Annotated in this window: 23 protein-coding genes; 8 read left to right on the plus strand and 15 right to left on the minus strand. The window is 71.8% G+C overall.

From position 1 onward, the window contains the following. The first annotated feature begins 89 nt into the window (after window positions 1-89). Window positions 90-1,907, plus strand: a complete 1,818-nt coding sequence (locus tag K304_RS0102135; protein WP_027762391.1) for an endonuclease/exonuclease/phosphatase family protein — start codon at window positions 90-92, stop codon at window positions 1,905-1,907. Window positions 1,908-2,050: 143 nt separating this feature from the next. Further along, window positions 2,051-2,662, plus strand: a complete 612-nt coding sequence (locus K304_RS0102140; protein WP_027762392.1) for a Uma2 family endonuclease — start codon at window positions 2,051-2,053, stop codon at window positions 2,660-2,662. 23 nt (window positions 2,663-2,685) lie between these two features. Here K304_RS0102140 and K304_RS26875 read toward each other — a convergent pair whose 3' ends face one another. From K304_RS26875 to K304_RS0102170, 6 genes are all read right to left on the minus strand, one after another. Beyond that, window positions 2,686-3,516, minus strand: coding sequence for an EI24 domain-containing protein (locus K304_RS26875; protein WP_051307728.1), 831 nt, complete (start codon window positions 3,514-3,516; stop codon window positions 2,686-2,688). A gap of 53 nt (window positions 3,517-3,569) precedes the next feature. Then, window positions 3,570-4,574, minus strand: coding sequence for a 2,3,4,5-tetrahydropyridine-2,6-dicarboxylate N-succinyltransferase (dapD, locus tag K304_RS0102150; protein WP_027762393.1), 1,005 nt, complete (start codon window positions 4,572-4,574; stop codon window positions 3,570-3,572). Window positions 4,575-4,731: 157 nt separating this feature from the next. Further along, window positions 4,732-5,679 (minus strand): CU044_5270 family protein, encoded by a 948-nt coding sequence (locus tag K304_RS0102155; protein ID WP_027762394.1) that lies wholly within the window; start codon window positions 5,677-5,679, stop codon window positions 4,732-4,734. 1 nt (window position 5,680) lies between these two features. Next, on the minus strand, window positions 5,681-6,283 hold the full coding sequence (locus K304_RS0102160; RefSeq protein ID WP_027762395.1) for an RNA polymerase sigma factor: 603 nt from the start codon (window positions 6,281-6,283) through the stop codon (window positions 5,681-5,683). Window positions 6,284-6,326: 43 nt separating this feature from the next. Then, a complete protein-coding gene (locus K304_RS0102165) occupies window positions 6,327-6,902 on the minus strand; it encodes a TetR family transcriptional regulator (protein ID WP_037789043.1) in 576 nt (191 codons plus the stop codon). Further along, window positions 6,902-7,222, minus strand: a complete 321-nt coding sequence (locus K304_RS0102170) for a DMT family transporter (protein WP_027762397.1) — start codon at window positions 7,220-7,222, stop codon at window positions 6,902-6,904. The genes K304_RS0102165 and K304_RS0102170 overlap by 1 nt, the downstream gene beginning before the upstream one ends. Before the next feature lie 103 nt (window positions 7,223-7,325). Here K304_RS0102170 and K304_RS0102175 point away from each other — a divergent pair, with 103 nt between their 5' ends. Further along, complete coding sequence (locus tag K304_RS0102175; protein ID WP_486591551.1) at window positions 7,326-8,369, plus strand: hypothetical protein; 1,044 nt, start codon at window positions 7,326-7,328, stop codon at window positions 8,367-8,369. Window positions 8,370-8,464: 95 nt separating this feature from the next. Here K304_RS0102175 and K304_RS0102180 read toward each other — a convergent pair whose 3' ends face one another. The 8 genes from K304_RS0102180 to K304_RS0102215 form a co-directional block, all read right to left on the minus strand. Next, window positions 8,465-8,794, minus strand: a complete 330-nt coding sequence (locus tag K304_RS0102180) for a metal-sulfur cluster assembly factor (protein WP_027762399.1) — start codon at window positions 8,792-8,794, stop codon at window positions 8,465-8,467. Continuing rightward, a complete protein-coding gene (sufU, locus tag K304_RS0102185) occupies window positions 8,791-9,285 on the minus strand; it encodes a Fe-S cluster assembly sulfur transfer protein SufU (RefSeq protein WP_027762400.1) in 495 nt (164 codons plus the stop codon). The genes K304_RS0102180 and sufU overlap by 4 nt, the downstream gene beginning before the upstream one ends. Before the next feature lie 27 nt (window positions 9,286-9,312). Continuing rightward, entirely contained in the window at window positions 9,313-10,569 is a 1,257-nt protein-coding gene (locus K304_RS0102190) for a cysteine desulfurase (protein WP_027762401.1), read from the minus strand. 5 nt (window positions 10,570-10,574) lie between these two features. After that, window positions 10,575-11,330, minus strand: a complete 756-nt coding sequence (sufC, locus tag K304_RS0102195) for a Fe-S cluster assembly ATPase SufC (protein WP_027762402.1) — start codon at window positions 11,328-11,330, stop codon at window positions 10,575-10,577. A gap of 7 nt (window positions 11,331-11,337) precedes the next feature. After that, window positions 11,338-11,679: a non-heme iron oxygenase ferredoxin subunit gene (locus K304_RS0102200; RefSeq protein WP_027762403.1), complete on the minus strand. Its 342-nt coding sequence runs from the start codon at window positions 11,677-11,679 to the stop codon at window positions 11,338-11,340. Continuing rightward, entirely contained in the window at window positions 11,676-12,857 is a 1,182-nt protein-coding gene (sufD, locus tag K304_RS0102205) for a Fe-S cluster assembly protein SufD (protein WP_027762404.1), read from the minus strand. Before sufD ends, K304_RS0102200 begins: the two co-directional genes overlap by 4 nt. 99 nt (window positions 12,858-12,956) lie before the next feature. Beyond that, the gene (gene sufB / locus K304_RS0102210; RefSeq protein WP_027762405.1) at window positions 12,957-14,378 is read right to left on the minus strand and encodes a Fe-S cluster assembly protein SufB; all 1,422 of its coding nucleotides are present in this window, start codon (window positions 14,376-14,378) and stop codon (window positions 12,957-12,959) included. Next, window positions 14,375-15,214, minus strand: coding sequence for an ArsR family transcriptional regulator (locus K304_RS0102215; RefSeq protein ID WP_027762406.1), 840 nt, complete (start codon window positions 15,212-15,214; stop codon window positions 14,375-14,377). The genes sufB and K304_RS0102215 overlap by 4 nt, the downstream gene beginning before the upstream one ends. Window positions 15,215-15,389: 175 nt before the next feature. Here K304_RS0102215 and K304_RS0102220 point away from each other — a divergent pair, with 175 nt between their 5' ends. The 4 genes from K304_RS0102220 (at window position 15,390) to K304_RS26880 (ending at window position 18,903) form a co-directional block, all read left to right on the plus strand. Further along, window positions 15,390-16,313 carry an ABC transporter ATP-binding protein gene (locus tag K304_RS0102220; protein ID WP_027762407.1) on the plus strand — a complete coding sequence of 308 codons (924 nt, stop codon included), beginning with the start codon at window positions 15,390-15,392 and terminating at the stop codon, window positions 16,311-16,313. Between the two features lie 191 nt (window positions 16,314-16,504). Next, a complete protein-coding gene (locus tag K304_RS0102225; RefSeq protein WP_051307806.1) occupies window positions 16,505-17,239 on the plus strand; it encodes an ABC transporter permease in 735 nt (244 codons plus the stop codon). Window positions 17,240-17,324: 85 nt separating this feature from the next. Then, window positions 17,325-18,323 carry a COX15/CtaA family protein gene (locus K304_RS0102230; RefSeq protein WP_027762409.1) on the plus strand — a complete coding sequence of 333 codons (999 nt, stop codon included), beginning with the start codon at window positions 17,325-17,327 and terminating at the stop codon, window positions 18,321-18,323. Between the two features lie 169 nt (window positions 18,324-18,492). Further along, window positions 18,493-18,903, plus strand: coding sequence for a hypothetical protein (locus K304_RS26880; protein WP_486591552.1), 411 nt, complete (start codon window positions 18,493-18,495; stop codon window positions 18,901-18,903). A 166-nt stretch (window positions 18,904-19,069) separates the two neighbouring features. Here the strand turns inward: K304_RS26880 and K304_RS0102240 are convergent, their stop codons facing one another. Then, on the minus strand, window positions 19,070-20,008 hold the full coding sequence (locus tag K304_RS0102240; RefSeq protein ID WP_027762410.1) for a heme o synthase: 939 nt from the start codon (window positions 20,006-20,008) through the stop codon (window positions 19,070-19,072). A gap of 355 nt (window positions 20,009-20,363) precedes the next feature. On the opposite strand from K304_RS0102240, the gene tkt reads away from it, so the two are divergent. Then, window positions 20,364-22,439: a transketolase gene (gene tkt / locus K304_RS0102245; RefSeq protein WP_027762411.1), complete on the plus strand. Its 2,076-nt coding sequence runs from the start codon at window positions 20,364-20,366 to the stop codon at window positions 22,437-22,439. Window positions 22,440-22,470 lie beyond the last annotated feature (31 nt).

Raw genomic sequence — 22,470 nt, forward strand, 5'->3', positions numbered from 1 at the left:
TCCCCCTCGGCGAGCTTTACGCGCGTAGAGAACCGCCTTGCCACTTCCGGCGTGTTCCGGTGCTTCTCACCCGCCCCACGGAGGACCTCTTGACCACCCGTCACACCGCCGCGCTCGGTGCGCTCACCGTCGCCGCACTGACCTCGACCCTGCTCGCCTCCCCCGCCCTCGCCGCGGACGGCGACCCGCTGCGCATCCACGACATCCAGGGCTCCACCCGCCTGTCTCCCTATGCGGGCGAGGAGGTCCGGGAGGTGGCGGGCATCGTCACCGGCGTGCGCACGTACGGCTCGCGCGGCTTCTGGTTCCAGGACCCGGAGGGTGACGGATCGGCCGCCACCAGCGAGGGCGTGTTCGTGTTCACCGGCTCGGCACCCACCGTGCGGCCCGGCGACGAGGTGCGGGTGACCGGCACGGTCGGCGAGTACTACTACGGCGGCCGGGACGGCGGGAACCAGTCGGTCACGCAGATATCCGGCTCCGAGGTGACCGTCGTCTCCTCGGGCAACCCGATCCCCGCCCCGCGCACCCTCGGCTCCCGCAGCGTGCCCTCGGCGTACGCACCGGAGGGCGGGGCGGACGGCGGTATCGAGGACCTGGAGCTGCGCCCCTCGCGGTACGCGCTGGACCTGTACGAGTCGCTGGAGGGCAGCAACGTCCGTGTCCGGGACGCCCGGGTCGCCGGCCCGAGCACCCAGTACGCCGAGATGTGGGTGACGGTGAAGCCCCGGCAGAACCCCACCGCCGGCGGCGGCACCCGCTACGGCGGCTACGACGCGCAGAACCCCGGGCGCCTCAAGGTCGAGTCGCTGACCCCGCTCGCCGAGGAGCCGTTCCCGGCGGCGGACACCGGCGACACGCTGTCCGGCACCACTGAGGGCCCACTGGACTACGAGCAGTTCGGCGGCTACTACCTCGCCGCCCGCGAGCTGGGCACCGTCCAGGACGGCGGCCTGGAGCGGGAGCAGACCCGCGAGCAGCGGCGCCGCGAGCTGGCGGTGGCCACGTACAACGTGGAGAACCTCGACCCGGGCGACGACGAGGAGAAGTTCGCACGCCTCGCCGACGGCCTGGTGAACGCCCTGGCCTCGCCGGACATCGTCGCCCTGGAGGAGATCCAGGACAACACCGGCCCCGAGGACGACGGCGTGGTCGCGGCCGACGAGACGGTGGCCAAACTGATCGAGGCGGTGGTCACGGCGGGCGGACCACGTTACGCATGGCGCGGCATCGACCCGCAGGACAAGCAGGACGGCGGCCAGCCCGGCGGCAACATACGCAACGTCTTCCTCTTCAACCCCGAGCGGGTCGCCTTCGTGGACCGCCCCGGCGGCGACGCCACCACCGCGACGGACGTGGTCGAGCGCCGCGGCCGGGCCACCCTCACGCACTCCCCGGGCCGCATCGAACCGACCGCCGCCGCCTGGGAGGACAGCCGCAAGCCCGTCGCAGGCGAGTTCCGCTTCCGCGGCCGCACGGTCATCGTGGTCGCCAACCACTTCGCGTCCAAGGGCGGCGACCAGTCGCTGCACAGCCGCTTCCAGCCGCCGTCCCGCTCCTCCGAGGAGCAGCGGCTGCTGCAGGCGCGGTCGGTCAACGCCTTCGTCAAGGACGTTCTGCAGGTGCAGCGGAAGGCCGACGTCGTCGTCCTCGGCGACATCAACGACTTCGAGTTCTCCGCCACCACCGAGCAGCTGACCGACGGCCGGGTGCTGCGCAGCGCGGTGTACGCACTGCCGGAGTGCGAGCGCTACACCTACGTCTACGACGGCAACTCGCAGGTGCTGGACCAGACGCTGGTGTCGCCCGGCATCCGCCGCTTCGACTACGACATCGTGCACACCAACGCCGAGTTCGCGGACCAGGTCAGCGACCACGACCCGCAGGTGCTGCGGTTCCGTCCGTGACGCCCTGACCGTCCTGGCCTCCGGCCTCCTGACGGGTGGCGCCGGTGGGACACGTGTGGTGACGCCGCGTGTCCCGCCGGCCGCCGTATCGTTGAACCGTGCGGCTGCGCCGCCCGGTCGCGGCGGGGAGGCGTGGCACGTCGATGACCGTCGAGCTGACCGACAGGATCGAGAGGGCCGTGAGCGACGACCTGAGCTTGGACGAGCTGTTCGAGCTGCTGGAGCGGATGCCCGTCCCCGAGGGCTACAAGGCCGAGATCGTCGAGGGGACCGTTCACATGTCGCCGCAGCGGGACGCGCACTGGGAGATCATTCGCCGGATCGTCCGCGCCCTGGAGGACCGATTCGGTATGGACGCCAAGGTGAAGTCGGACGTCCGTATCGACTTCCCCGATGCGAGCAACGGGTTCGCGCCGGACGTGGCCAAGCTCAGGGACTCCGCAGGCAAGGGTCACACCGACGGTCGCCGCGGGTGGCTTCACGAAGACGTGGAGTTCATCGCCGAGGTGATCTCGCGGGGTACGGCCGCCAACGACTACGGCCCGAAGCAGCAGGCGTACGCCGCCGCGGCGGTGCCCGTGTACCTGATCGTGGATCCGTACACGGCCACCTGCCACCTCTTCACCCACCCCAAGGACGGCGAGTACCAGAGCCGCCTCACCGCGAAGTTCGGCGAGGTCCTGGATCTGTCCGGCACCGTCGTCGACCTGAAGCTCCCCACGGCGGACTTCCCCCGCGAGGGCGGCGACGTCTGAGCCCTTCCGGCCTGGACCGGGCGTCAGCGACGCGGTGGGCCGGGGAGGTGCGGAGGCGCCGGGTGGGCCGGTGACGCCTGCTGGGCGGGCGGCGGCACGGCGGCCGGGACGTCACGGTGACCGTCCGCCACGTCGCGGACCAGCAGGGCCGCCCCGGCGACGGCGCCGGGCATCAGCAGGACCGCGACGAACGGCACCAGGAAGCAGAGCACCAGCGGCACCCCGAAGCCGAGCACCAGCGAACGCCGCGCGCGCAGCAGCGCCAGCCGTTCCCGGACCGGGATCTCACGGCGCTGCATCGCCACCGAGGTCAGCTCGGCGGCCAGGAAGTACCCGGAGACGCAGAAGCCGAGCACCGGCACGACGGTCTGCCCGAGCACGGGCACGAAGCCGAGGGCGAACAGCGGCACGGTGAACAGCAGCGCCCGCCCCAGCACGTACAGGCTGTCCAGCAGCGACCGCCACAGCTGCCGCCACCAGGGCGCGTCCGAGCCGGGCGGGCAGCCGCCCTCGGACTTCTCTACCTCTTCGGAGAGCTTCTCGTAGAACGGGTCGCCGATCAGCAGCGTCACGGCGGTGAAGGTGAGGACGGCGAGCGCCAGACCGACGGCCCACAGCAGCACGGCGAAGGTGAAGCGGAGCGCGCCGCGCCAGAAGTCGCTCCAGTCGTCGGCGAAGGGCGTCGCCCAGGCGGCGATGTCGTCGGCGCCGTAGGCGAGCGCGGTGAGGGCCGCGGCGTACAGCACGAACGCGACGAGAGCGGGCAGCAGCCCGAACCCGTACCACCGTCCGTGCCCGAACGCCCAGCGCTGCCCGCGCCCCAGATACCGCAGTCCCGCCCCGAGATCACTCATGCGCCGCAGCCTACCCGGGCCGCGCGGGTGCGCGGCCCGGGCAGGCGGCGGGTTCAGTTGTGGGTGTGCAGGGCCTCGTTGAGGCCGCCCCAGGAGCCGCTGCGCTGGAGCGCCTCGACGGTGCCCGTGGTGGAGTTGCGGCGGAAGAGGAGGTTGTGGGCGCCGGACAGTTCCAGGGCCTTGACGACCTCGCCGTCGGGCAGGGTGACGCGGGTACCGGCGGTGACGTAGAGGCCGGCCTCGACCACGCAGTCGTCGCCCAGCGAGATGCCGACGCCGGCCTGGGCGCCGAGCAGGCAGCGCTCACCGATGGAGATCGTCTGCTTGCCGCCGCCGGAGAGGGTGCCCATGACGGAGGCGCTGCCGCCGATGTCGGACCCGTCGCCCACGACGACGCCCGCGCTGATGCGGCCCTCGACCATGGAGGTGCCGAGGGTGCCGGCGTTGAAGTTGCAGAAGCCCTCGTGCATGACGGTGGTGCCCTCGGCGAGGTGCGCGCCGAGCCGCACACGGTCCGCGTCGCCGATGCGCACGCCCTTGGGGGCGACGTAGTCGGTCATGCGGGGGAACTTGTCGATGCTGGCGACGTTGAGCTGGACGCCGCTGGCACGGGCGGCCAGCCGTACCTGCTCGACGCGGTCGACGGCGACCGGGCCGAGGTTCGTCCAGGCCACGTTGGAGAGCAGGCCGAAGATGCCGTCGAGGTTCTGCCCGTGCGGGCGGACCAGCCGGTGGCTGAGCAGGTGGAGGCGCAGGTAGGCGTCGTGCGCGTCCAGCGGCTTGTCGTCCAGGGAGGCGATGACCGTGCGGACGGCGATGACCTCCACGTCGCGGCGCGGGTCCGGGCCGAGCGCGTGCGGCGCGGCGTCGCCCAGCAGCGCGGTGGCCTGCTCCGCGCTGAGCCGCTCGGTGCCGGCCGGGCCGGGCTCGGCGGACAGCTCGGGGGCGGGGAACCAGGTGTCGAGGACGGTGCCGCCGTCGGTGACGGTGGCGAGCCCGGCGGCGACGGCGCCGGTGGCGGTGCTGGCGGTGGAGCTGGCGGTGGCTGCATCGGTCATACACCGAACGCTAGCCCGCCCTGCCCGCGCATGGCGAACCGGTCTCACCAGCCGGGTCGCCCGGCCAGGGGTGTCGGAGACGTCCGGGTGGGACGTGCGTCCGGGGAGCGGCCCTCCCCCCTTGTGGGGTCGCTCCCCGGACAGTTGGCGGCGGCGGTCAGGGCCGCTCGTTCTCGCGGCCGACCATCGCGTGGTCGAGGACGGCGGAGTTGCTGAGCACGTCGCCCTTCTGCAGCGGGTCGCCGTACGGCGAGTCGGGGAGGTCCTCGCTGTTCACGACGACCTTCCGGCTCCCCACCCGTTCCAGCGTCCGCGGGTCGAAGAGGAGTTCGTCCCGCAGGGTGGTGCCGGGGGTCTTCACGTACACCGCGATCGCCTTCTGTCCCGTGGCGTCGGCGACGAGGTGGTCGACCGCCGAGATGCCGTCCAGGGTGGCGAGGGCGCGGTAGACGCGGGCGATGCCCTGCGGGGGCACCGGCCAGGTGCCGGCGAGGACGCGGGCGGCGCGGTAGTCGTGCGCGAGGCGCGGCTCGTCGGGGCCGGCGGCGGGGTAGAACTCACGGAGCTTCGCGAAGAGCCTCTCCGGGTCCTCGGGGAGGTCGGCCACGAAGTCGTAGCGCAGCCGGTGGGAGTAGTCGTCGCCCTCCGTCCCGTTCTCGAACTGCGGGTCGGCGTAGAGGTACCAGCTCTCCTGCGGCCCGGAGCCGGGTTCCCCCTCGTCGGATCCGCTCTCGTGGCCCCGGACGCTCTTCTCGTAGACCCACTGCCCCGGCTCCGGGTTCGGGTCGGGGCTCGCCTCGGCGGCGTCCGCGATGCGGTGGACCAGGGCGACCGGGTCGTCGAGGTCGGGCACCGTGACGACGGTGGACGCGGCCGGCGACGGCTCGCCCCCGCCGGGTTCCTGGATCTGGACGCCGATCAGGACCGCCACCACCGCGGCAGCGGCGGCGCCGAGCGAGGCCAGACGCCAGTCGGTGCGCAGCGCGCGGCGGCGGGACCGCTTCGCGGTCACGTCGGCGAGGCGTTGCCGTCCGGCCGCGAGCCGGGCCCGGTCGGGGGCCGGGGTGTCGGCGCGCATCTCGCGCAGCCGTGTCATCTCGTCCATGTCACGCCACCTCCGCGGCGTCGGTGACGATCGTGGGGTCGCCACCCAGAGCGGTGCGCACCTTGCGGCGGGCGCGGTTGAGCCGGGAACGGACGGTGCCGACCGGGATGGACAGCGCCTCGGCGACCTCCTGGTAGCTGAGGTCGGCCCAGGCGACGAGCAGCAGCACGTGGCGGTCGCGGTCGGCCAGGGTGGCGAGTGCGGCGGCCAGCGGCCGGTGGGCGGCCTGCGCGGTGACGCGGCTGTCCACGCGGTCGGACCAGGACTCGGCCACCGGGTCGGTGCCCGTACGGGCCAGTGCCCGCAGCGCGCGCAGCTCGGTGCGGCGGTGCTTGCCGATGAGGTTGGCGGCGATGCCGTAGAGCCAGGGCCGGGCACTGGACCGGTCGGTGTCGAACCGGGTGCGGTGCCGGAACGCGGCCAGGAAGGTGTCCGCGGTGATGTCGTCGGCCACGGCGTCGCCGAGGCGCCTGGCGGCGTAGCGGTGGATGTCGGCGGCGTGGCGGTCGTAGAGCCGTGCGAAGACCTCTGGTCTCTCCCGGGATTCCCGGATGAGCGCCGCGTCGTCCGCGGTCGTCTCGTACGGCGTCGGTGGATCGTGGATCACTGGGCGGTCCCCCGTCGGGTCGGCGGCTTACTCCCCCTTGTCACCCGGTCGGGGAGGAGGAGTTCACGCCCGTGCCGGCCAGTGGCGCGAGGAGGCTGCGGAGTTCGGCGCCGTCGGGGGTGCGGCCGGTGAGGAGGAGCTGGAGGGTGAGTCCGTCGGTGAGGGCGGCCAGGGCGCGGGCGGTGGCGTCGTCAGGGGTGCGGCGGCGCAGGATGGCGGCGAGGCCGTCGACGCACGCGGCGGCCACCGGCTGGACGGCGTCGTGCCGGAGTGCGGCGAGGTACAACTCGTACTCCAGGCGGGTGCGGGCCCGGCCGCCGGTCAGCGACTCCTGGACGAGGCGGGCGAGTTCACCGGCGAGCGGGGCGTCGGCGGGCAGGGCCCGTTCCCAGGCGTCGACGTCGGCCAGCCACCGGTCGCCGACCCGGCGCAGGGCGGCGACCAGCAGGTCTTCGCGGGAGGCGAAGTGGTACGTGGTGGAGCCGAGGGGCACGTCGGCCTCGGCGGCGACCCGCCGGTGGCTGAGCCCGGCGATGCCGTGCGCGTCGACGACGCGGATGGCGGCGTCCACCATCCGCGTGCGCCGGTCGGGGTCGTGGCGGCGGGTGGGGGCCATCAGTGGGCTCCGCCGAGGTTGAGGACGACGACTCCGGCGATCACCAGGAGCAGACCGATGATCTTCGTTGCGGTGACGGCCTCGCCGATGAAGATCATGCCGATGGCGGCGACGGCGGCGGTGCCGAGTCCGGCCCAGATGGCGTAGGCGGTGCCCACCGACAGGGTCTTGAGCGTCTGGGCGAGGAGGAAGAACGCGATCAGGTAGCCGGCGGCGGTACCGAGGGACGGCCACAGGCGGGTGAAGCCGTCGCTGTACTTCATCGCGGTGGTGCCCAGGACTTCGGCCAGGATCGCCCCGGCAAGCGTCGCGTAAACCATGTGTACGAGCGTACACATCTCCCCGCTTCCGGTCACCTGCCATGAACACGCCATTCGCCCTACGCTGGTCTCCTCCGTGCCGTGGACCGAAGGAGTACCGAACGTGCGAAGAACCGTCGGCAGAGTGCGGGCCCTCGGCCTGGTGGCGGCCGCCGCGACGGCCGCCACCCTGTTGTCCCCGACCGCCGCGGCGGCGCCCGCCCCCGGCGCGCCGAACGACGACCCCGCCTTCGTGCAGGTGGCGGTGAACAACGTGGAGAACCTGCCGACCGTGGGGCTCCAGTGCCCCGGCGACTGGCAGGACCTGGTCTACTACCTCGACCGGATGCCCTATCGTCCCGACCTGTTCCTCGTGCAGCAGATCAGCGGACGGCAGCAGCTCAACGACTACACCGCGCGGCTTTCCTCCCAGCTCGGCGAGGAGTACCGGGCCGTGATCGCGGAGAACTCCCCCCAGGCCATGAACAGCCCGTGCGGGGCGCCGAAGAAGTACCAGACCAACGCGGTCGTCTACCGGGCCGCGCGCTTCTCCCTGGAGAGCGACCCGGACGCCTCGGTGAAGCGCTGGCAGGCGCAGTCCGACCTCGGCGGCGGCTGCACCAACAACAACCAGGCCCGCACCAAGGCCGTCAAGGTGCGGCTGCACGACCGGGTCGCCGGCCGGGACCTCTCCGTCGCCTCGCTCCACTGGCCGACGGCGGCCCACGGCGGGAAGCCCTGCACGGAGAGCAACGCCCGGGAGGCCGTCACCGAGATCCGCGAGGACGGCTTCGGCGGGGACCTGCTGATCCTCGGCGGCGACACCAACAGCACCGGCCTCACGTCGGCGAACAACTGGCGTTCCTGGTACGCGAGAACCAACGGCGACCTGGGTGGCTCGTACGGCTACCGGGACGCCCTCTACGCGGACTGCGCAGCCTCGGGCGCGGTGAAGGACTGCCTGAAGGACGAGTGGACGCTGTCCTCCGGCCGCCGCATCGACTTCCTGCTGGCGCGGCGAGGCTCCGGCGGCCTGCCGGCGGTCACCGCGGCCGACACCGTGGAGTGGAACGACGGCGACCAGGCCGACCAGGACGCCACCGGCAGCGACCGGGCCGACCGGCACTACTCCGACCACCGCGCCGCGACGGCCCGCATCCACTACTGAGACGGCGGACACCACCCCACGCGCGACGCCGCCCGTGCCCCGCAGCGGACTGCGGGGCACGGGCGGCGTCGGTCACCCGCGGACGGGCGGTGGTGTCACACGTTGAAGCCGAGGGCGCGGAGCTGCTCGCGGCCCTCGTCGGTGATCTTGTCCGGGCCCCACGGCGGCATCCAGACCCAGTTGATCTTCAGCTCGTTGACGATGCCGTCGGTCGCGGAGCGGGCCTGGTCCTCGATGACGTCGGTCAGCGGACAGGCCGCCGAGGTGAGCGTCATGTCGAGGGTGGCGACGTTGGAGTCGTCGATGTGGATGCCGTAGATGAGGCCGAGGTTGACGACGTCGATACCCAGCTCGGGGTCGACCACGTCGTAGAGCGCCTCGCGGACCTCGTCCTCGCTCGCCGGCTTGGTGGTGGTCTCGGTCATGAGGTCTTCTCCGTCTTCTCCGTCGACTGCTCGGCGCCGTCCATCGCGGACTCGCCCAGCGCCTGGACGGTGGCGTCCTTCCAGGCCATCCAGCTCAGCAGCGCGCACTTCACGCGCGCCGGGTACTTGGAGACGCCCGCGAACGCGACCGCGTCCTCGAGGACGTCCTCCATGGCGTCGTCCGGCTCCAGCTTGCCACGGGACTGCATCAGCTCCAGGAAGGTCTCCTGGATGCGCCGCGCCCGGTCCAGCTCCTTGCCGACCAGCAGCTCGTTGAGCACCGAGGCGCTGGCCTGGCTGATGGAACAGCCCTGGCCCTCGTAGCTGACGTCGGCGATGGTGGAGCCCTCGTACCGCACCCGCAGGGTGATCTCGTCACCGCACGTCGGATTGACGTGGTGCACCTCGGCGTCGCCGTCGCGCAGGCCACGCCCGTGCGGGTTCTTGTAGTGATCCAGGATCACTTCCTGGTACATCGAGTCGAGCTTCACGCCTCGTCCTTACCTTGCCCGTGGTCCTCAGCCGAAGAAGTTCCGTACGTGCTCCAGGCCGTCCACCAGGGTGTCGACCTCGGCCGGCGTGGAGTACAGGTAGAACGACGCCCGCGTGGTCGCAGGAATTCCGTACCGCAGGCAGACCGGACGGGCGCAGTGGTGGCCGACCCGGACGGCGATGCCCTGCTCGTCCAGCACCTGCCCGACGTCGTGCGGGTGGATGTCGCCCAGCGTGAACGAGATCGCCGCGCCCCGGTCCTCGGCCGTGACCGGGCCGATGATCCGCAGGTCGGGGACCTCCTGGAGGCGCTTGACGGCGTACTCGGTGAGCGCGTGCTCGTGCGCGGCGATCCGGTCCATGCCGATGGCCGACAGGTAGTCCACGGCCGCGCCGAGGCCGACGGCCTGCGCGATCGGGGGCGTGCCGGCCTCGAACTTGTGCGGCGCGGGCGCGTACGTGGAGGAGCTCATCGAGACGGTCTCGATCATCTCCCCGCCGCCGAGGAACGGCGGCAGGTCGTCCAGCAGTCCCTGACGTCCCCAGAGCACGCCGATGCCGGTGGGGCCGCACATCTTGTGCCCGGTGAAGGCCACGAAGTCGGCCTGCAGCGCCTGCACGTCCAGCGGCATGTGCGGGGCGGCCTGCGAGGCGTCGATCACGACCAGCGCGCCGACCTCCTGCGCCCGGCGGACGATCTCCTCGACCGGATTGAAGGTGCCCAGGATGTTGGAGACCAGCACGAAGGAGACGACCTTGGTCTTCTCGGTGATGATCTCGTCGATGCGGGACAGGTCGAGACGGCCGTCGTCGGTGAGGCCGAACCACTTCAGCTTCGCGCCGGTGCGCTGCGCCAGCAGCTGCCACGGCACGATGTTGGAGTGGTGCTCCATCTCCGTGATGACGATCTCGGACTCGTCCGAGACGCGGTACGGCTCGTCGGCCCAGCCGAGCATGTTGGCGACGAGGTTGAGCGATTCGGAGGCGTTCTTGGTGAACACCACCTCGTCCCGGCTGGGCGCGTTGACGAAGGCGGCGACCTTGTCGCGGGCGCCCTCGTACAGCGCCGTGGCCTCCTCGGCGAGGACGTGCACACCGCGGTGGACGTTCGCGTTGTGCCGCTCGTTGTAGTCGGCCATCGCGTCCAGGACCTGGCGCGGCTTCTGCGAGGTCGCCGCGTTGTCCAGGTACACGACCTTCCGCCCGTCGTGGACCGTGCGGTCCAGGATGGGGAAGTCCTTGCGGAGCGCCTCGGTGTCGAGGAGGCCCGGCAGCTGCGTCATGTGGCTCAGGCTCCCTTCACGTACGCCTCGTAGCCCTCGGCCTCCAGCTTGTCCGCGAGCTCGGGGCCGCCGGACTCGGCGATCCGGCCCTTGGCGAAGACGTGGACGTGGTCGGGCTTGATGTAGCGCAGGATGCGCGTGTAGTGGGTGATCAGCATGGTGCCGACCTCGCCGGACTCGCGGACGCGGTTGACGCCCTCGGAGACGACGCGCAGCGCGTCGACGTCCAGGCCGGAGTCGGTCTCGTCGAGGACGGCGATCCGCGGCTTGAGGAGCTCCAGCTGGAGGATCTCGTGGCGCTTCTTCTCACCGCCGGAGAAGCCCTCGTTGACGTTCCGCTCGGCGAAGGCGGGGTCGATGGAGAGGCGCTCCATGGCCTCCTTGACCTCCTTCACCCAGGTGCGCAGCTTCGGGGCCTCGCCGCGGATGGCGGTGGCGGAGGTGCGCAGGAAGTTGGAGACGGAGACTCCGGGGACCTCGACCGGGTACTGCATGGCGAGGAACAGGCCGGCGCGGGCCCGCTCGTCGACGGACATCTCCAGGACGTCCTCGCCGTCGAGCTTCACCGAGCCGCCGGTGATCTTGTACTTGGGGTGACCGGCGAGCGAGTAGGCCAGCGTCGACTTTCCGGAGCCGTTCGGGCCCATGATCGCGTGGGTCTCGCCCTGCTTCACGGTCAGGTCGACGCCACGGAGGATCTCCCGCGCACCGTTGTCGGTGTCGACGGAGACGTGCAGGTCGTTGATCTCAAGCGTTGCCATGGGGAACTCAGGACTCCTGGGTGACGGAGACGAGCACAGCCGCGTCGGGGCCGTCTCCTTCGATCTTGACGGGGTAAACGGGGACGGGAACGGTCGCGGGCAGGCCCGAGGGCTTGCCGGTGCGCAGGTCGAACGCGGAGCCGTGCAGCCAGCACTCGATCTGGCAATCCTCCACCTCGCCCTCGGAGAGCGAGACGTTCGCGTGGGAGCAGACGTCGTGGATCGCGAACACCTCTCCCTCGGTGCGGACCACCGACACGGGGGTGCTGTCGATCTCCACCCGCTTGGGGGTGTCCTCCTCCAGCTCGCCGAGAGTGGCGACGCGCACGAATCCGGATGCGTCACTCATGCGACGGACGCCTCCAGTTCCGCGTCGATCTTCGCGATCAGGCGCTCCTCGAGGTCGGGAAGGCCGATCTGCTGGACCAGCTCGGCGAAGAAGCCGCGCACGACGAGGCGGCGGGCCTCCATCTCCGGGATGCCGCGGGCCATCAGGTAGAACAGCTGCTCGTCCTCGAAGCGGCCGGTGGCCGAGGCGTGGCCGGCGCCGACGATCTCACCGGTCTCGATCTCCAGGTTCGGCACCGAGTCGACGCGGGCGCCGTCGGTGAGCACCAGGTTCCGGTTGAGCTCGTAGGTGTCGGTGCCCTCGGCCGCCTTGCGGATGAGCACGTCGCCGATCCACACGGCGTGCGCCGACTCGCCCTGCAGCGCGCCCTTGTAGGCGACGTTGCTGCGGCAGTGCGGGCTGTCGTGGTCCACCATCAGGCGGTGTTCCTGGTGCTGGCCGTTGTCGGTGAAGAAGACGCCGTACAGCTCGGCCTCGCCGCCGGGACCGGCGTAGTTGACCCGCGGGTGGATGCGGACGACGTCGCCGCCGAAGGTGACGACGACGGACTTGAAGGAGGCGTCGCGGCCGACCAGCGTGTTGTGCTGCGAGCAGTGGACGGCGGTGTCGTCCCAGTCCTGCACGGAGACCACGGTGAGCTTGGCGCCGTCGCCGAGCACGTACTCGACGTTGGCGGCACGCACTCCGTCACCGGTGTGGTCGATGACGATCACGGCCTCGGCGAAGGCGCCGAGCTCGAAGACGGTGTGCCCGTAGGTGACGCCGCCCTCGCCGTGCAGGTTCACCCGGATCGGCTCCCCGAGCACGGACTCCTTGGGCACGGTGACGACCGTGGCCTTCTCGAAGGAGCTGAACGCCTGGGCCGCGACCCGGTCGACGGGCTTGCCGGCCCGGCCGACGCGGGCGTCGTCCCGGCCGACGGTCTCCACCGTGACGCCGTCGGGCGTGGCGATCTCCGCCTTGAGGGACCCGGAGGCCTCGGCACTGCCGTCGTGCAGGCCGCCCAGCCGCTCGAGCGGGGTGAAGCGCCACTCCTCCTCGCGGCCGTGCGGCACCGGGAAGTCGGCCACGTCGAAGGACGGCTCGGCGCTCATCCGGGTGGCGACGGTCGACTCCGCGGCCACCGCGATACCGCCGGAGGCGGTGGAACCCGCCGGGATGTTCTGACTCTCAGCCATGGCTGTTCGTGCTGCTCTCTTTCTCGGGACGCAGGTCCGTGGTCGGGGTGCGTGCCGCGGCGTCGCGCCGCGGCACGCGTGGAGGGACGGGGGACGGCGTCAGCCGACCGCGCCTTCCATCTGCAGCTCGATCAGCCGGTTGAGTTCGAGTGCGTACTCCATGGGCAGCTCCTTGGCGATCGGCTCGACGAAGCCGCGCACGATCATCGCCATCGCCTCGTCCTCGGAGAGACCGCGGCTCATCAGGTAGAAGAGCTGGTCGTCGCTGACCTTGGAGACGGTCGCCTCGTGACCCATGGTCACGTCATCCTCGCGGACGTCCACGTAGGGGTAGGTGTCCGACCGCGAGATGGTGTCGACCAGCAGCGCGTCGCACAGCACGTTGGACTTGGAGCCCTCGGCGCCCTCACCGATCTCGATCAGGCCGCGGTAGGAGGTGCGGCCGCCGGAGCGGGCCACCGACTTGGAGACGATGTTGGAGGAGGTCCGGGGCGCCATGTGCACCATCTTGGCGCCGGCGTCCTGGTGCTGGCCCTCGCCCGCGAAGGCGACGGACAGCGTCTCGCCCTTGGCGTGCTCGCCCATCAGGTAGACGGCCGGGTACTTCATCGTCACCTTGGAGCCGAGGTTGCCGTCCACCCACTCCATGGTCGCGCCCTCGTAGGCCACGGCGCGCTTGGTGACCAGGTTGTAGACGTTGTTCGACCAGTTCTGGATGGTCGTGTAGCGGCAGCGGCCGCCCTTCTTGACGATGATCTCGACGACCGCGGAGTGCAGCGAGTCCGAATTGTAGATCGGCGCGGTGCAGCCCTCGACGTAGTGCACGTAGGCGTTCTCGTCGACGATGATCAGCGTCCGCTCGAACTGGCCCATGTTCTCGGTGTTGATCCGGAAGTAGGCCTGCAGCGGGATGTCGACGTGCACGCCCGGCGGCACGTAGATGAAGGAGCCACCGGACCACACGGCGGTGTTCAGCGCGGCGAACTTGTTGTCGCCGGCAGGGATCACGGTGCCGAAGTGCTCCTGGAAGATCTCCGGGTGCTCGCGCAGCGCGGTGTCGGTGTCCAGGAACAGGACGCCCTGCTCCTCCAGGTCCTCACGGATCTGGTGGTAGACGACCTCCGACTCGTACTGCGCGGCGACGCCGGCGACCAGGCGCTGCTTCTCCGCCTCCGGGATGCCGAGCTTGTCGTAGGTGTTCTTGATGTCCTCGGGCAGGTCCTCCCACGAGGTGGCCTGCTTCTCCGTGGACCGCACGAAGTACTTGATGTTGTCGAAGTCGATGCCGGAGAGGTCGGAGCCCCAGTTGGGCATCGGCTTCTTCTCGAACAGCTTCAGGCCCTTGAGCCGCAGCTTCAGCATCCAGTCGGCCTCGTCCTTCTTCGACGAGATGTCGCGGACGACGTCCTCGTTGAGGCCTCGCTTGGCGGCGGCGCCGGCCGAGTCGGAGTCGGCCCAGCCGTACTCGTAGCGGCCCAGGCCCTCGAGCTCGGGGTGGGCGGTCTCCGTGGGGAGAGTCATGCGGGGTTCCTCCCGGCCGTGTTCTCGGCAGATGCTGTGGTGGCTGTGCTGGCTGTGGTGTCGTGCGTGCTGCTGTTGCGGGCGTTCTCTCCGGCCCGGGGGCCGGAGACGGTCTGTGCGGGCTGCGCCTGAGGGACGTAGGTGGTGCACACACCGTCGCCGTGGGCGATGGTGGCCAGACGCTGCACATGCGTCCCCAGCAGTCGCGAGAAGACCTCGGTCTCCGCCTCGCAGAGCTGCGGGAACCGTTCGGCGGTGTGCGCCACCGGGCAGTGGTGCTGGCAGAGCTGCTCCCCGCTCGCGGCAGGGGCGCTGCGCGCGGTGGCAGCGTACCCGTCCTCGGTCAGGGCTTCTGCCAGTGCTGCGGTGCGCTGCGACGGGGGTGCCTCGTCCAGTGCCGCGCGGTAGCGCTCGGCCTGTGCGGCGACCCGGGCGCGGGCGAAGGCGGCGACGGCCGCCTCTCCTGCCGCTCCCCCGCCCGCCGACTCGGCGATCCAGTGCAACGCCTCGGCGGCGAGCTGGTCGTACGCCTGGTCGAAGGCGTCCCGGCCGGCGTCGGTGAGGGCGAACACCCGGGCCGGACGACCGCGCCCGCGGGTGCCGTAGACGCGCTTGGCGCGGGCCTCGACGACCCCTTCGGCCACCAGGTGGTCCAGGTGGCGGCGGACGGCGGCCTGGGTGAGTTCCAGGCGCTGGGCGAGCTCGGCGGCGGTGGACGGGCCGTGATCCAGGACGGACCGCGCGACCTTGTTCCGGGTGCCGTGCTGCTCGTCGGGGGCGCCGGACACGGCGGCACCGCCGGCGGCCGGACCGGCCGTCGTGCGGGGCTGCTGCATCTCGCCCGTCTTTTTCACAACGCCATTGTTGCGTAATTCGGCGGAGAGCGGCAAGCGACGCCGTGACCAGCCCGGATGGCGTGCATCACGGAAGGTAAGCCTTACCGAACCTGCGGCCGGGCGTCCCGGACACCCGGCCGCAGGGCCTCCCGGAGGGCTCCCTAGACTCCCGGACATGCGCAACGCACCGGCCGTCGAGATCGCGGGCCTGGTCAAGCGGTACGGCGGCCGGACCGCGGTGGACGGGCTCGACCTGACCGTCGCCGCCGGTTCCGTCACCTCCGTCCTGGGACCCAACGGAGCGGGCAAGACCACGACCATCGAGACCTGCGAGGGCTTCCGCCGCCCCGACGCCGGGACCGTACGCGTCCTGGGCCTCGACCCCGTCACCCGTTCGGCGGAGCTGCGGCCCCGGATCGGGGTGATGCTCCAGAGCGGCGGCGTCTACCCGACCGCCCGTGCCGGGGAGATGCTGCGCCACATGGCGGCACTGCACGCCCACCCGCTGGACGTACCGGCGCTCTCCGCCCGGCTCGGCCTGGACGCCTGCGGCCGCACGCCCTACCGGCGGCTCTCCGGCGGCCAGCAGCAGCGCCTCGCGCTGGCGATGGCCGTGGTGGGACGCCCGGAGCTGGTCTTCCTCGACGAGCCGACCGCCGGCCTGGACCCGCAGGCGCGCCGCGCGACCTGGGACCTGGTCCGCGAGCTGCGCGCCGACGGCGTCACCGTCGTACTCAGCACGCACCACATGGACGAGGCGGAGCAGCTCTCCGACAGCGTCGCCGTCGTGGACGGCGGCACGGTCATCGCGCACGGCACGCCGGAGGAGCTGTGCCGCGGCGGCGCCGAGGACAGCCTGCGCTTCACCGGGCGGCCCGGCCTGGACCTCGCCTCCCTGCTCAAGGCGCTGCCCCCGGGAAGCGCGGCGGCCGAACTCAGCCCCGGCGGCTACCGGATCACCGGCACCGTCGACCCGCAACTGCTGGCCACCGTGACCTCGTGGTGCGCGCAGAACGGCGTCCTGCCGGACGGCATCACCGTGGAGCGGCGCACGCTGGAGGACGTCTTCCTGGAGCTGACGGGGAGGGAGTTGCGGTGACCGGAGCGGAGCGGCACCCCCGACCGGCCGGGGGTTCGGGGGTCGCCCCCGGGAAACAGCAGCCTGGAGCTGACGGGGAGGGAGTTGCGGTGACCCGGCCGGCCGACGAGGAGGGAACCACGGTGACCGGCACGACGACGTCCGCCGGCGGTGCGTACCGGCCGCGGCCCGGCGCCGCACCCGTGGCGCGCATGATCGCCGCGCAGGCGGCGCTGGAGACCCGGATGCTGCTGCGGCACGGCGAGCAGTTGCTGCTCACCGTGGTCATCCCGACGCTGGTGCTGGTGCTGTTCAGCGTCGTGGAGATCGTGGACGTGCCGGTGGCGACGGCCGGGGGCGAGGGCACCCGGGTGGACTTCCTCGCCCCGGGCGTGCTGGCTCTGGCCGTGCTCTCCACCGCCTTCACCGGACAGGCGATCTCCACCGGCTTCGAGCGGCGCTACGGCGTGCTGAAGCGTCTCGGCGCGTCGCCCCTGCCCCGCTGGGCGCTGATGACGGCCAAGACCTGCGCGGTGCTGGTGACCGAGCTGCTCCAGGTGCTGCTGCTGACCGCCGTGGCGTTCGGGCTGGGCTGGTCGCCGCAGGGGGGCTGGCTCGCCGTGGTGCTGCTGCTGGTCGCCGGTACGGCCGCGTTCTCCGGGCTGGGGCTGCTGATGGCGGGCACGCTGCGCGCCGAGGCCACACTCGCGGGAGCGAACCTGCTCTTCATCCTGCTGCTGGTCGGCGGCGGCGTGATCGTGCCGCTGTCGCGCTTCCCCGGTCCGGTGCAGGCCGTGCTGGAGCTGCTGCCGGTGTCGGCCCTCTCGGACGGGCTGCGGCAGGTGCTCCAGCACGGCGCCGGCCTGCCCTGGGCCGACCTCGGCGTGCTCGCGGTGTGGGCCGTCGCGGGACTCGGGGCGGCGGCCCGCTTCTTCCGCTGGGAGTAGCCCTCCGCCGCCGCCCGCTCCGGCGGGCCCGGCCTTCCGGTACCCCTTGTGAAGGCAGGCACAAGCCCGGGCCTACGATGGGCGGGTGCCGAAACTGCTCGAACTGGTACGCAATCCCCTCGCGTACGTCGCCGCCCGCTGGACCCCTTCGCAGCGGATGCTCCAACGCGCCACGCTCGCGCCCGTCGTGATGAGCGTGGTCATCGTGGTCACCGGCGGGGCGGTGCGGCTGACCGGCTCCGGGCTGGGCTGCGACACCTGGCCGATGTGCAGCGACGAGAGCCTGGTCGCCACGCCCGAGATGGGCCTGCACGGCGCCCTCGAGTTCGGCAACCGGATGCTGACCTACGTGCTCTGCGCCGCCGTCGGCTGGGCCATCGTCGCCGCTCGGGCGGCGAGGCCGCGCCGCCGCGGGCTGAGCCGGCTGGCCTGGTCGCAGTTCTGGATCGTGCTGTCGAACGCCGTGCTGGGCGGCATCACAGTACTCACCAAGCTCAACCCCTACACGGTCGCCGGGCACTTCGTCGCCGCCACGGCGCTGGTTACGGTCGCGACCGTCACCTGGCTCCGCGCCCGCGAGGGCGACGACCCGCCGCGCCCGCTGGTCGGCAAGCCGGTGAAGCAGCTGGCCTGGCTGGTGGCCTGGGTGTCGGTGGCGCTGATCGTCATGGGCACCGTCGTCACGGGCGCCGGGCCGCATGCCGGGGACAGCAGCGACGTGCCGCGCATGCCGGTCGACTGGGACACCGTCGCCCGCATCCACTCCGCGCTGGCCTGGATCGTGGTCGCGCTGACCCTGGCGATCTGGTTCGTGCTGCGCGCGTTCGACGGCCCGGTCGGCCCGCGCGCCCGGGTGCGCGAGCTGATGATCGTCCTGGTCGTGCAGGGGGCGATCGGCTACGCGCAGTACCTGACGGAGCTGCCCGAGGTGCTGGTGGGGCTGCACATGCTGGGCTCCACGCTGATGTGGATCGCCGTGGTGCGGCTGGTGCTGTCGGTGCGGGAACGGGGGCTACCGGTGATTCCGCCGACCGTTCCGGCCCCCGCGTCGGCCCCGGACCGCCCCGTCGCCGCAGCGAGCTGACTCCCCCGCTCGCCCTACGCGCCCCACTCCCCCGGAAAGTCTCCCCTCCCGTCGCCGTCGACGCCGCAGCGGCACGCCCGCACGCACCCGCCCGCCGGTGGTGTGGCCTGGGTCTCGCCGGGGCCGGGGGTCGTGACCCGCACGCATACCCGCCGGTAGCATCCGGTCCATGGCAGAGACACAGCATGCCGAGGAACCCGCGGACGGCACGGACGGCACGGAGGACACGACCGCCCCTGACGACGCCTCGGACCGGAACAGGAGCAGGAGCCGGCAGGAGCGCCGGGTGGCCCGGCTCGCCCACCGCATCAGCGCCTTCGCCGACGCACACGGCGGCGGTGCCGAGGGCCAGATCTCGTACCTGGGACAGCGCGGGGCGCGCATCGTCCTCGTCGGCGAGAACGGCGAGTGGGGCGATCTGGTGGCCCCGTCAGTGCAGTTGGCGGAACAGGCGGTCGCGCGCGCGGGCATCACCGTGCACGAGAAGTTCGACGGCACGATGGCGGCCCGGGTACGCACCGGCCGCTACGAGTGGTCCCGGATGGCCGGCATCCAGCTCGGCGGCCCGTCCAACGACTGAATCCCGCGGCCCGACCGCCGCAGGAGCATCCCCATGCGACAGGTCCCCGGAAGCGGACGCTTCCGGGGACCTGTCGTGTTCCGGGCGGCGCGGCCCGGACCCGTCCGGACCAGGTGCGCCCCGACCCGTCGGGCCGGGGCCCGGCGGGTCCGGCGGGTCCGGCGGCTCAGCGCAGGAACGGGTCCACGGCGACGGCGACGAAGAGCAGCGACACGTACGTGATCGACCAGTGGAAGAGCCGCATCTCCTTGAGTCGGGCCCCGGTCAGACCGGCCTTGGCACGGCTCTGCAGGGCGTGCGCCTCCCACAGCCACCAGCCGCCGGCCACCACCGCGACCAGCGGGTAGAACCAGCCGACGTAGCCCAGCGGCCACAGCAGCAGCGACACGCCGACCATCACCCAGCTGTAGAGGACGATCTGCTTCGCCACCACGGTGTTGGTGGCGATCACGGGCAGCATCGGCACGCCTACGCGCGCGTAGTCGTCCTTGACCTTCATCGACAGCGGCCAGTAGTGCGGCGGCGTCCAGAAGAAGATCACACCGAACAGCACCACAGCCGCCCAGCTGACGTCGTTCGTGACCGCCGACCAGCCGATCAGCACGGGCATGCAGCCGGCGATGCCGCCCCAGACGATGTTCTGGGAGGTGCGGCGCTTGAGCAGCATCGTGTAGACGACGACGTAGAAGAGCAGGGCCCCCAGCGAGAGCGCCGCCGAGAGCCAGTTGACCAGCAGCCCGAACCAGAGGGTGGAGCCGACGGCGAGGGTGAGGCCGAAGACCAGGCCCTCGCGGGGCGAGACCATGCCGGTCACCAGCGGGCGCCGCTCGGTCCGGTGCATCAGGGCGTCGATGTCCCGGTCCAGGTACATGTTGAGCGCGTTGGCGCCGCCCGCGGAGAGGAAGCCGCCCGCGCAGGTGGCGAGCACCAGCGTCAGGTCCGGCACGCCCTGGGCGGCGAGGAACATCACCGGAATGGTGGTGATGAGGAGGAGTTCGATGATGCGCGGCTTGGTGAGGGCGACGAACGCCATGACACGGGCGCCGAACGGGCGGTGGACGGTGCCCTCGAGCACCCCCGCTGGACGGGATTCGACGGCCGTCACGAACACCCCTGATCACGTCAACGAACAAGCGAGCCCGGGCGTCACGGCGACGCACGCGCCCGGCCGGGAAGGGTCCGGGGAGGGCTCGCACCTACCACGCCACTCTAGACGGCGGCCATACCTCGACCGCCCCGGGGGTCCCACGTGTCAGCCGCCGGTCCGCACCCGTCCCCCGCGCCGCGGCCGCCGCGACCGGCGGCGCGCAGATGAGACGGGTGCCGAGCACATGAGGTGTGGGATGACCACAGTGCGAGCACCCGGGGTTCGGCGGACCGCGCAGCGGTAGTCTCGACAGCGCCCGGTGCACACCGTCCGTCACCGGCCTTTCGACAGGTGAGAGGAGCCCTGACGCAGGGTGAGCGAGAAGCCGACCATGACAGACCTCGAGTGGACCGATCTGGACTCCCGGGCCGTGGACACCGTGCGTGTCCTGGCCATGGACTCCGTGCAGAACGTCGGCCACGGCCACCCGGGCACCGCGATGAGCCTCGCACCGGCCGCGTACCTGCTCTTCCAGAAGCTGATGCGCCACGACCCGGCCGACGCGGAGTGGACCGGCCGCGACCGCTTCGTGCTGTCGCTGGGCCACTCCAGCCTGACCCTCTACATCCAGCTGTACATGGCGGGCTACGGCCTGGAGATGGACGACCTGAAGTCGTTCCGCACCTGGGGCAGTCTCACGCCGGGCCACCCGGAGTACGGGCACACCCGCGGCGTGGAGACGACCACCGGTCCGCTGGGCCAGGGCGTCGCGAACGCCGTCGGCATGGCGATGGCCTCCCGCTACGAGCGCGGCCTGTTCGACCCGGACACGCCGGTCGGCGAGTCGCCGTTCGACCACACCGTCTGGTGCTTCGCCAGCGACGGCGACATGCAGGAGGGCATCGTCTCCGAGGCGTCCTCGCTCGCCGGCCACCAGAAGCTCGGCAACCTGGTGCTGATGTGGGACGACAACCACATCTCGATCGAGGGCGACACCTCGGGCGCCATCTCCGAGGACACCGCGGCCCGCTACGAGGCGTACGGCTGGCACGTGCAGCGCGTGGAGCCGCTGCCCAGCGGCGACCTGGACCCGAAGGCCCTGTACGCGGCGATGAAGGCCGCGCAGGCCGAGACCGAGCGGCCGTCGTTCATCGCGGTCCGCTCGATCATCGCCTGGCCCGCGCCGCACGCGCAGAACACCGGCGCCGCGCACGGCTCAGCGCTGGGCGAGGAGGAGGTCGCCGCGACCAAGCGCGTCCTCGGTTTCGACCCGGAGCAGCACTTCCACATCGACGACGAGGTCCTCGGTCACGTCCGCGGCGCGGGCGACCGGGGTCGCGCGTGGCGGGCGGAATGGGACAAGCGGTTCGAGGCATGGCGCGGCGCCGAACCGGAGCGGGCCGCCGAGTTCGACCGCATCCGCGCGGGCGAGCTGCCGGAGGGCTGGGAGCAGAAGCTCCCCACCTTCGAGCCGGGCAAGGACATGGCCACCCGCAAGGCGTCCGGCGCGGTGCTGAAGGCCCTTGGCCCGGTCATCCCCGAACTGTGGGGCGGCTCCGCCGACCTCGCCGGCTCCAACAACACCACCTTCGCGGAGACCTCGTTCCTGCCGGAGGGCAGCGCGCTGCCCGGCGCCGACCCGTACGGCCGGACGGTGCACTTCGGCATCCGCGAGCACGCCATGGCCGCGGCGATGAACGGCATCGCGCTGCACGGCAACACCCGCATCTACGGCGGCACCTTCCTGGTGTTCTCCGACTACATGCGGAACTCGGTGCGGCTGGCCGCGCTGATGGGCGCGCCGGTCACCTTCGTGTGGACGCACGACTCCATCGGCCTGGGCGAGGACGGTCCCACCCACCAGCCCGTGGAGCACCTGGCGTCGTTGCGCGCCATTCCCGGGCTGAACGTGGTGCGGCCGGCGGACGCGAACGAGACCGCGACCGTGTGGGCGGAGATCCTGCGCCGCCACGCCACGAAGCCCGCCCCGCACGGCCTCGCACTGACCCGGCAGAACGTGCCGACCTTCGCTGCCGACCCGGAGGCGGTCCGCGGCGGGTACGTCTTCGCCGAGGCGGAGGGCGGCGCCCCGCAGGTGGTGCTGATCGGCACCGGTTCCGAGGTGCAGATCGCCGTGGAGGCGCGTGCGGAGCTGCAGAAGCAGGGCGTCCCGACCCGGGTCGTCTCGATGCCGTGCGTGGAGTGGTTCCAGGAGCAGGACCGGGCCTACCGCGAGTCGGTGCTGCCGCCCGGCGTCCGGGCCCGTGTCGCCGTGGAGGCGGGTGTCGCCCTGACCTGGTACCCGTTCGTCGGCGACGCCGGCCGGGTCGTTTCGCTGGAGCACTTCGGCGCGTCGGCCGACTACCAGACCCTGTACCGGGAGTACGGCCTCACCGCGGACGCCGTGGTGAGCGCGGCCCGCGAGTCCCTCGAAGCCGCAGCCGGCTGACGCCCGCTCGACAGCTCGAACCCGACAAGAA

It is taken from the genome of Streptomyces sp. CNS606 (genome assembly GCF_000426325.1).

Bases quoted from the DNA above. Each gene is read 5' to 3' on its own strand.
- K304_RS0102225 (WP_051307806.1), top strand. From the start codon at position 16,505: ATGATCGCCGCGCAGGCGGCGCTGGAGACCCGGATGCTGCTGCGGCAC.
- K304_RS0102140 (WP_027762392.1), top strand. From the start codon at position 2,051: ATGACCGTCGAGCTGACCGACAGGATCGAGAGGGCCGTGAGCGACGAC.
- K304_RS0102180 (WP_027762399.1), bottom strand. From the start codon at position 8,794: ATGACCGAGACCACCACCAAGCCGGCGAGCGAGGACGAGGTCCGCGAG.
- K304_RS0102170 (WP_027762397.1), bottom strand. From the start codon at position 7,222: ATGGTTTACGCGACGCTTGCCGGGGCGATCCTGGCCGAAGTCCTGGGC.
- K304_RS26880 (WP_486591552.1), top strand. From the start codon at position 18,493: ATGGCAGAGACACAGCATGCCGAGGAACCCGCGGACGGCACGGACGGC.
- K304_RS0102200 (WP_027762403.1), bottom strand. From the start codon at position 11,679: ATGAGTGACGCATCCGGATTCGTGCGCGTCGCCACTCTCGGCGAGCTG.
- sufB (WP_027762405.1), bottom strand. From the start codon at position 14,378: ATGACTCTCCCCACGGAGACCGCCCACCCCGAGCTCGAGGGCCTGGGC.
- sufC (WP_027762402.1), bottom strand. From the start codon at position 11,330: ATGGCAACGCTTGAGATCAACGACCTGCACGTCTCCGTCGACACCGAC.
- K304_RS0102155 (WP_027762394.1), bottom strand. From the start codon at position 5,679: ATGGACGAGATGACACGGCTGCGCGAGATGCGCGCCGACACCCCGGCC.
- K304_RS0102215 (WP_027762406.1), bottom strand. From the start codon at position 15,214: ATGCAGCAGCCCCGCACGACGGCCGGTCCGGCCGCCGGCGGTGCCGCC.
- K304_RS0102165 (WP_037789043.1), bottom strand. From the start codon at position 6,902: ATGGCCCCCACCCGCCGCCACGACCCCGACCGGCGCACGCGGATGGTG.
- sufD (WP_027762404.1), bottom strand. From the start codon at position 12,857: ATGGCTGAGAGTCAGAACATCCCGGCGGGTTCCACCGCCTCCGGCGGT.
- K304_RS0102220 (WP_027762407.1), top strand. From the start codon at position 15,390: ATGCGCAACGCACCGGCCGTCGAGATCGCGGGCCTGGTCAAGCGGTAC.
- dapD (WP_027762393.1), bottom strand. From the start codon at position 4,574: ATGACCGATGCAGCCACCGCCAGCTCCACCGCCAGCACCGCCACCGGC.
- K304_RS26875 (WP_051307728.1), bottom strand. From the start codon at position 3,516: ATGAGTGATCTCGGGGCGGGACTGCGGTATCTGGGGCGCGGGCAGCGC.
- K304_RS0102190 (WP_027762401.1), bottom strand. From the start codon at position 10,569: ATGACGCAGCTGCCGGGCCTCCTCGACACCGAGGCGCTCCGCAAGGAC.